The 7,266-nt window shown below is 56.8% G+C and carries 6 protein-coding genes; 5 read left to right on the top strand and 1 reads right to left on the bottom strand.

Annotated features, from left to right (window positions below):
- From C4885_RS16815 to C4885_RS14715, 5 genes are all read left to right on the top strand, one after another.
- The coding region (locus C4885_RS16815; protein ID WP_207657602.1) for a hypothetical protein at positions 1-215 on the top strand (215 nt) is incomplete at its 5' end.
- A gap of 137 nt (positions 216-352) precedes the next feature.
- A complete protein-coding gene (locus C4885_RS14730) occupies positions 353-1,495 on the top strand; it encodes an exo-beta-N-acetylmuramidase NamZ domain-containing protein (RefSeq protein WP_114001059.1) in 1,143 nt (380 codons plus the stop codon).
- A 150-nt stretch (positions 1,496-1,645) separates the two neighbouring features.
- Positions 1,646-3,205, top strand: a complete 1,560-nt coding sequence (locus C4885_RS14725; RefSeq protein WP_114001058.1) for a glycoside hydrolase family 3 protein — start codon at positions 1,646-1,648, stop codon at positions 3,203-3,205.
- Positions 3,205-4,107 carry a BadF/BadG/BcrA/BcrD ATPase family protein gene (locus C4885_RS14720; protein ID WP_158538921.1) on the top strand — a complete coding sequence of 301 codons (903 nt, stop codon included), beginning with the start codon at positions 3,205-3,207 and terminating at the stop codon, positions 4,105-4,107. Before C4885_RS14725 ends, C4885_RS14720 begins: the two co-directional genes overlap by 1 nt.
- A gap of 203 nt (positions 4,108-4,310) precedes the next feature.
- The gene (locus C4885_RS14715) at positions 4,311-4,808 is read left to right on the top strand and encodes a GNAT family N-acetyltransferase (protein WP_114001056.1); all 498 of its coding nucleotides are present in this window, start codon (positions 4,311-4,313) and stop codon (positions 4,806-4,808) included.
- Positions 4,809-5,233: 425 nt separating this feature from the next.
- On the opposite strand, the gene C4885_RS14710 is transcribed toward C4885_RS14715, so the two are convergent.
- Positions 5,234-6,985, bottom strand: coding sequence for an extracellular solute-binding protein (locus C4885_RS14710; protein WP_158538920.1), 1,752 nt, complete (start codon positions 6,983-6,985; stop codon positions 5,234-5,236).
- Positions 6,986-7,266: the final 281 nt, after the last annotated feature.

The following is a 7,266-nucleotide window of genomic DNA, read 5'->3' as shown; positions in this document are numbered from 1 at the left end:
GCTTCGGTTCGCTGTTTCCGCCACTGGCGGCGCTCACCTTTGCAGCATCCAGTATTATCTGCGCTTTTGGCTTAGCAGCCGCCGCACCTCGCTCGCCGTATCGGCACTTAGAATTATGCGGTATTGCCTTAGAAATTTTGTACAAAAATACTCTCAACTTTTTTGAAACAAAATTTCTAAAGCCCCCTTTTCTTTTTATTATAACGCGAATATAATGAACATATCAAGTCATTATTTTGCCATATCGCGGGGCAAAAAATCTTTTTCTCTCGTTTATTCTTTGCATCGTGCAATTTGGTAAGCTTTTCTGATATAAAATTTCACAGCGTTTACCGCAACAGGAGGTTTCCCCATGGTTCTGAATGGTCTTGACCACCTGGCTGACGCCGCGCCCTGGCTGAAAGGGCGGCGGCTCGGCCTGATCACCTCGACATCCGGCGTAACTCGGATGCTGACATCCGGCATTGATGCCATCCACGCGCAGTTCCCGCTGACAGCGCTGTTCGGCCCGGAGCACGGCGTACGCGGCGACCATGACGCCGGTGCTACCGTGGAAACCTACACCGATCCCGCTACCAGACTGCCGGTGTACAGCCTGTACCGCAAGGATTCCCAGCACATGACGCCGGAGATGCTGGACCTGGTAGATACCGTGATCTATGATATCCAGGATATCGGCGCGCGGTTTTATACTTACATTTCCACCCTGCTGTATGTGATGCGGGACTGCGCCGCCGCGGGCAAAGAACTGGTAGTGCTGGACCGCATCAATCCCCTGGGCGGCAAGGTGGAGGGCGGTTTGCTGCAGCCCGGTTTTGAAAGCTTTGTGGGGGCCTATCCCCTTACAACCCGGTACGGCCTGACCCCCGGTGAATTTGCCCGCCTTGCCAACGAGGAACAGCACATTGGCTGCCAGCTGCATGTGCTGCCGGTGCTGGGCTGGAAACGGGAGATGCTCTTTCCCGAAACAGGGCTGTACTGGATGATGCCCAGCCCGGCCATTCCCAACTTTGAAACCGCGCTGCTCTACCCCGGCACCTGCCTGACCGAGGCCACCAACATTTCGGAAGGGCGCGGAACCTCGGCCCCGTTCGAATTGATCGGCGCACCGTTCATCAACGGTGCGGCATTGGCTGACCGGATGAACGCTAAAAAGCTTCCGGGCGTAATTTTTACCGCGGCTTACTTTACGCCCAGTGCTTCCAAACATGCAGGCAGGCGCTGCGAGGGCGTACACATCCACCTGACCGACACCAAAGCATATGACACCATCCGCACCGGCACCGCCCTGCTGTATGCCATCCGCGAGATATACCCCAACGATTTTGCCCTGCGCCAGCCCGAAGACGAAAAAGCCCTGCTGCCCATCAACCGCCTAACCGGCAGCGATGTACTTGCCCACGATTGGCCGGACTTTGACGCGCTGATGGAACGCTGGGAGAACGAGGCAAAAGCGTTTGATGAAAGGGCAGCGTTTGCGAGAATGTACGAATGATAAGTTAGGAGTTTTGCGGCATCACAAGGTTGGAGCTGGACGAATTAGGAATTAGCAATGGGCAATTAAAAAGAATAAAGGCAATACCGCACAATTCTAACTCCTCCCTCCTAACTAAAAATTTCCCTCATAATCAGAAGGAGCCTAAACATGACAGACCTTGAACGTATCGGCCAGCGCCTTGTCACTGGCTTTCCCGGAACCGTCCTCACACCGGAGCTGGTGCAGGTGGTCAAAGAATATAAGATCGGCAACATCATCCTTTTCCGCGAAAACATTGCCAGCGCGGACCAGCTGCGGACCCTGTGCGCTGACCTGCAAACCCTCATCCGCAGCGAAACCGGCCACGACGCTTTTATCATGATTGATCAAGAGGGCGGCGCTGTGACCCGCCTGCCGGAAAGTTGCATCAATGTACCAGGCTCCATGGCGCTGGCCGCCACCGGTGACCCCGAAACCACCTATCTAGCCGGCAAGCTGACCGGCGAAGAGCTGCGCAGTCTGGGCGTCAACTTTAACCTGGCCCCCAGCGTGGATGTCAACTGCAACCCTGCCAACCCCATCATCGGGGTGCGCAGTTATGGCGATACCCCCGCCACCGTGGCCAAGTATGCCGCCGGTATGATCCGCGGCCTGCAGGATGGCGGCGTGCTCTGCCTGGCCAAACATTTCCCCGGCCACGGCGATACTTCGCTGGACAGCCACCTCACCCTGCCCTGTGTAGACAAGCCCCGCGATGAACTGGAACGGATGGAGCTGGCTCCCTTCCGCGCTGCCATTGCCGACGGCGTACCCGCCATCATGACGGCGCACATCCTGTTCCCCGCGCTGGATGACAGCGGTGTGCCCGCCACCATGTCCCGCCGCATCGTCACCGGCCTGCTGCGCGGCGAAATGAGCTTTACCGGCCTTGTCACCAGCGACTGCATGGAGATGCAGGCTGTGCAGAAGTTCTTTGGTTCGGTCAACGGCGTGCTGGCCGCCATGAACGCCGGGGTGGATCTGGTGCTGCTTTCCCACACCACCCTGCTTTCCGGCAAAGCCGCCAAGGCTGCCGCCGAAGCTTTGCAGTCCGGCAAACTGGACCGCAAAGAGATGGAAGAAAGTGTGGACCGCATTCTGGCCGCTAAGGCCAAGCTGGCCGCCGTGCCCGCCGCCGCGTTTGATGCGGAGCAGGCCGCCGCCCTGAATGACAAGCTGCTGCGCGCCACCATTACCGAAGTGCATGTACCCAAAGCAGGCCGCCCTAACGTGGGCGGGCACCCACTGTGCCTGGGCTGCCAGGTCTACCGCACCGGCCTTGTGGGCAATGTGGTGGACGATGTGCAGCAAAGCTTCCCCGTTATGATGGCCAAAGCGCTGGGTGGAGATGGTTTTACCACCCCCATTGATCCCAGCGAGGATGAAATTTACGAGTGGGTGCGCCGCGCCGAAAGCTACACCAGTATCGTGATCGGCACCTATAACGGCCACCTGCACCCGCAGCAGCTGGAGCTGACCAAGGCCTTGGCTGAGCACAGCGGCAAGCCCGTTATTGTGGTGGCGCTGCGCAACCCGTATGACCTCTTCCCCCTGCCGGAAAGTGTCTACACCCTTGCCGCGTATGAATACTCCGCCCGCAGCACTGCCGCCGTGGCGGATGTTCTGCTGGGCCGCCATGCCGCAACAGGCCGCCTGCCCATTGCCACGCCGGAACAGGAGGCCCAATGATGCCCTACTATGTTGGCATTGACGGCGGCGGAACCAAAACCGCCGTGGAGCTGCGCACCCGCGGTTCCGCAGCCCACAGCCGCGCTGTGTTTGGCCCCCTGAACTGCAACAGCGACCGCACCGCTGCCGCCAAAACCCTGACCGATACGCTGGCCTGGCTAGCTGCCCAACCGGAAGGGCTGGCCGGGTGCGATGGGCTTTGCATCGGCAGCGCAGGTATCAGCAACCCGGATGCTTACAACTTTATTCAGGATATCATCCGCGCAGGCGGCTACACTGGCCCGCTGCAAATCGTTGGCGACCAGGTCACGGCGCTGGCCGGTGCCTTGGGCCAGCCGGTGGGCACTGTGCTGATTGCAGGCACCGGTTCCATCTGTTACGCCCGCACGGCCAATGGCCGCGAAGCCCGCAGCGGCGGCTGGGGACATCTGATCGACGATGAGGGCAGTGCCTATGCACTCGGACGGGATATTCTGCGCGCCGTGGTGCGCGCTGCCGATGGCCGTGCCCCCGCCACAGCTCTGACGGAGTTGGTCGCCCAGCGCCTGGGTGCGCCAGGCGTGCAGCCGGTTATCCGCTTCACCTATGCCCCCACCACAACCAAAAAGGAAATTGCCGCCCTGGCCCCCCTGCTGGACCCTGCCTTGCAGCAGGGCGATGCCGCGGCGCAGGCCATTATTGCCCATGCCGCTGATGAACTGACCCAGATGGCTGCCGCCGCCATGCAGCCCCTTGGTTTGCAGACCGGCAGTATGGCCCTGCTTGGCAGTGTGATGCAAAAAAATGAAACCCTGCGTGCCGCTGTTATCACCCGCCTGACTGCCCAGTTCCCCACCCTCACCTTCCCCGAACCCGTTGGCGATGCCGCGGATGGAGCAGCGGTTATGGCGGAAAATAGTTAGGAAGTAGGAGTGAGGTGTTAGGAGTTGGTATAATTAGAAATGAGCAATGAGGAATTCGTCATTCGATATGGATATCGTTACCTGTTCCATTGATCTATTCTTTCCTCTCCAACCCAAACCGAGACAACTCCTACCTCCTCCTTCCTAATTCCTAACTTACTTCTTGCTACTAATATCCACACACCCAAATTGGAGGTTTTCCCATGCCTGATATGCTTGTTAAACTGTATGACCTGCCTGATGAAGCCCCGGCCCTGGCGCGGAGCCACGCGTTTGGGGTCGAGATCCGCCGTGCCATGGCGCCGGACCGCCAGCGCGTGCTGGATTGGGTGCGCATCCACTCTGGCGACTGCGCTGCCGGTGAATGCGCTGTCAGTTTTGCCCATACGCCCATTGGCTGCTGGATCGCCACCCGCGGCAGCGAGATCGTGGGTTACGCCTGTTACGATGCCACCGCGCCGGACTTTTTCGGTCCCACCCGTGTGCTGGACAGTGAGCAGGGCCACGGTGTGGGCACTGCCCTGCTGCTGCGCTGTCTGACCGCCATGCGGGAATACGGGTACGGCTATGCCATCATTGGCAGCGTTGGCCCGGTGGAATTCTATCAGAAAACCTGCAATGCCACCGTTATTCCAGATTCCGACCCCGGAATTTATAAAGATTTTTTGCGCGGAATGGAAAAAAGAGCGGAAAAGCATTGATAATTAGCAATGAGTAATTAGAAATTGAATGTAAGGCAGTGTCCGGTGCGAGATTTGCACCGGGCGCTGCCTTTTTATGTTCGAATTCCATTTGTTTGCAGCGTCCGCCGTGTATTTCAACGTTTCTGCCCGGCGCGATGAGGGCATCGCGCCCTACAGGATATTTTGTTGTTTACCACACATTTTCAAGCAACAGCAAACCTAATATTTCCTGAGCGGCGCAGCGCGCCGCGGTCCACCACAATTATTATTTATTCTCTATTCATTAAAATTCATTAAGCGCTCCCCCAACTCCTCCCTCCTAACTCCTAACTAAAAAATTCCCGGCCGTTCCTTGGAGGAGAAACGGCCGGGGTGAAGGGGAAGATATGGTGTAGAGAGGAAACGTTACATGAAATTCAGCGCAAAAGCTTTTGCTTTACACATCAGCCAGCAATGCTCTTGTACTGCTCATTGACTTCCTTGGTCCAGTCAGCGCCGCCCATGTCGTTCCAGCTCTGCTTAAAGCTTTCCCAATCAGCTTCGGTCTTCTGGCCCATGATGTACTCAATGATGAAGGAAGTTGCGGTATCGGACAGCGTGGAGGAAGCGCGCTGCTCAGTAGCGGTTGCACCGCCGTAGAAGTAGTTGGTCTCATAGAAACCTGTCTCACGTGCGGTCAGGCCAATGTCAATACCCATGCCCTTTTCCAGGCGGCTCTTGTACTGGCCCCAGGAGGTGCCGCGGTTTTCAGAGTTGTTGCCGTTGGTCAGCCAGTCATCCATATAGTCGTACATGACTTTCTCGTACTCGACCTTCAGAGAATCGCGATCCTTTGCCTCATAAGCTGCCCAGATTTCGGGGCGGTAGGTTGCCCAAGGTACCGGGAAGTAGATGTAAACCGGCAGATAGAAAACGGATGCGCCGTTCTCGGCTTTATCCAGACCATTGAAGATGGTCTTATCGGTCGCGCAGTTTTCGTTAACAGCCATGCCCAGGTTGATCAGCTTGACAAGAGCTTCTTCTGCGTGTTCGGGGGCGTTCTTGGTAACAACGTTAAAGAATTGGATGGAAGCCTGGTTCATAGCGGGCTTTGCATTGCCGCCCAGGTTGGGCAGGTTGATTTCTTTCCAGTCGGCGTCGGGGTTGGCATCCTTGTTCTGGTTCAGCGGCCATGCGGGGATGTAGTAGGTACCAAAGGTAGCGCCAACCTGGTCAGAGGTAACGCGCTCGGTGAACTGGTCAGAGTTCCAGGTTGCAAAGTCGGGTGCCAGAGCACCGCGGTCATACAGGTCTTTCAGGCCGTTCAGAGCATCGACCATCTCGTCCTGAACGATACCGTTGACGAGCTCGCCATCGCGCATGATCCACTTGTTGGGGTATGCACCGTAAGCCTGGAAGTAAGCGGCCAGAGCAAAGTTGGTGTTCAGCACGCTGGAAGTGGAGCCGAGGCCTGCGGTATCCTTGCCGCCGTTGACGGTGGGGCCGTACTCAGCAAACTTGACCAACATATCGTTCATTTCCTGCACATTGGTGGGTTCGCTCAGCCCCAGGGCATCCAGCCAGTCAGAACGGTAGTACAAACCGGCAACGCCTTCGGTCGGGTCCAGTGCAGCGGGAATGCCATACAGCTTGCCATCGCGGGAAGCATACTGCATGGGGGCTTCGCCCAGCATGTTCAGAATGTTTTTCACATCGTCGCTTGCATCGTTATTGTAAGCGTCGGTCAGATCACGCAGGTAATCGCTATCCAGGAATTCATAGAAGTTTTCGCTGTCCAGCATGACGATATCAGGAAGCTCGCCGGAGCTGAACTGGAGAGCTAGACGCTCGGAAAGCTGATCGTTGGGAACCATCCACAGGAAGTTCAGTTCAATGTTCAGGTAGTCTTTTGCCAACTGGACCAGAGCGTTGGTTTCGGGGGTGGTGCCGTCTTTCACGCTGCTGTCGGCGTCCCAGCCAACGCAAACATTCAGGGTAACAGTCTCATCGAACGGTGTCATCCATTCCAGGCCTTCGGGCAGGTCAGCAACAGGTTTTGCTGCGGTAGTGGCGGAGGAAACAGCGGTGGAATCAGATGCTGCGGTTGCGGTGCTGGATGCTACAGCAGAAGAGCTGCCGCCGCAAGCGGAAAGGGCAAGTGAAAGTGACATGGCTGCTGCCATCGCGGCAGCGCTGCGTTTCGTAGACTTTTTCAAAGTGGTCCCTCCTTTTGATTTGGTTGGGGCAAACCGGGAAGCAGCATGTGGTTGTATGTTCGGCTCCCCTGCCGTCCCTGTCATTCCGTACAAAAACTAGCGCGCTTCGTATAATCTTATTGTACTCACTGCAAGTGTCATTTTCAATCAATAGAAATTGACATGGAATGCTGTTCTGTTTACATTTCAGTTAGAGCAACACCGCACAATTCCCGCCTTACGGCTTAAGCACCGCTCCGACGGCTGCGGCACGGCATCTGCGTTGCCAAAATGCTCGATAA

The organism is Subdoligranulum sp. APC924/74, from assembly GCF_003324125.1.
Lineage (GTDB): Bacteria > Bacillota > Clostridia > Oscillospirales > Ruminococcaceae > Gemmiger > Gemmiger qucibialis.
The sequence above is the reverse complement of the archived record's forward strand: the minus strand, read 5'-3'. Positions and strand labels throughout refer to the sequence as shown.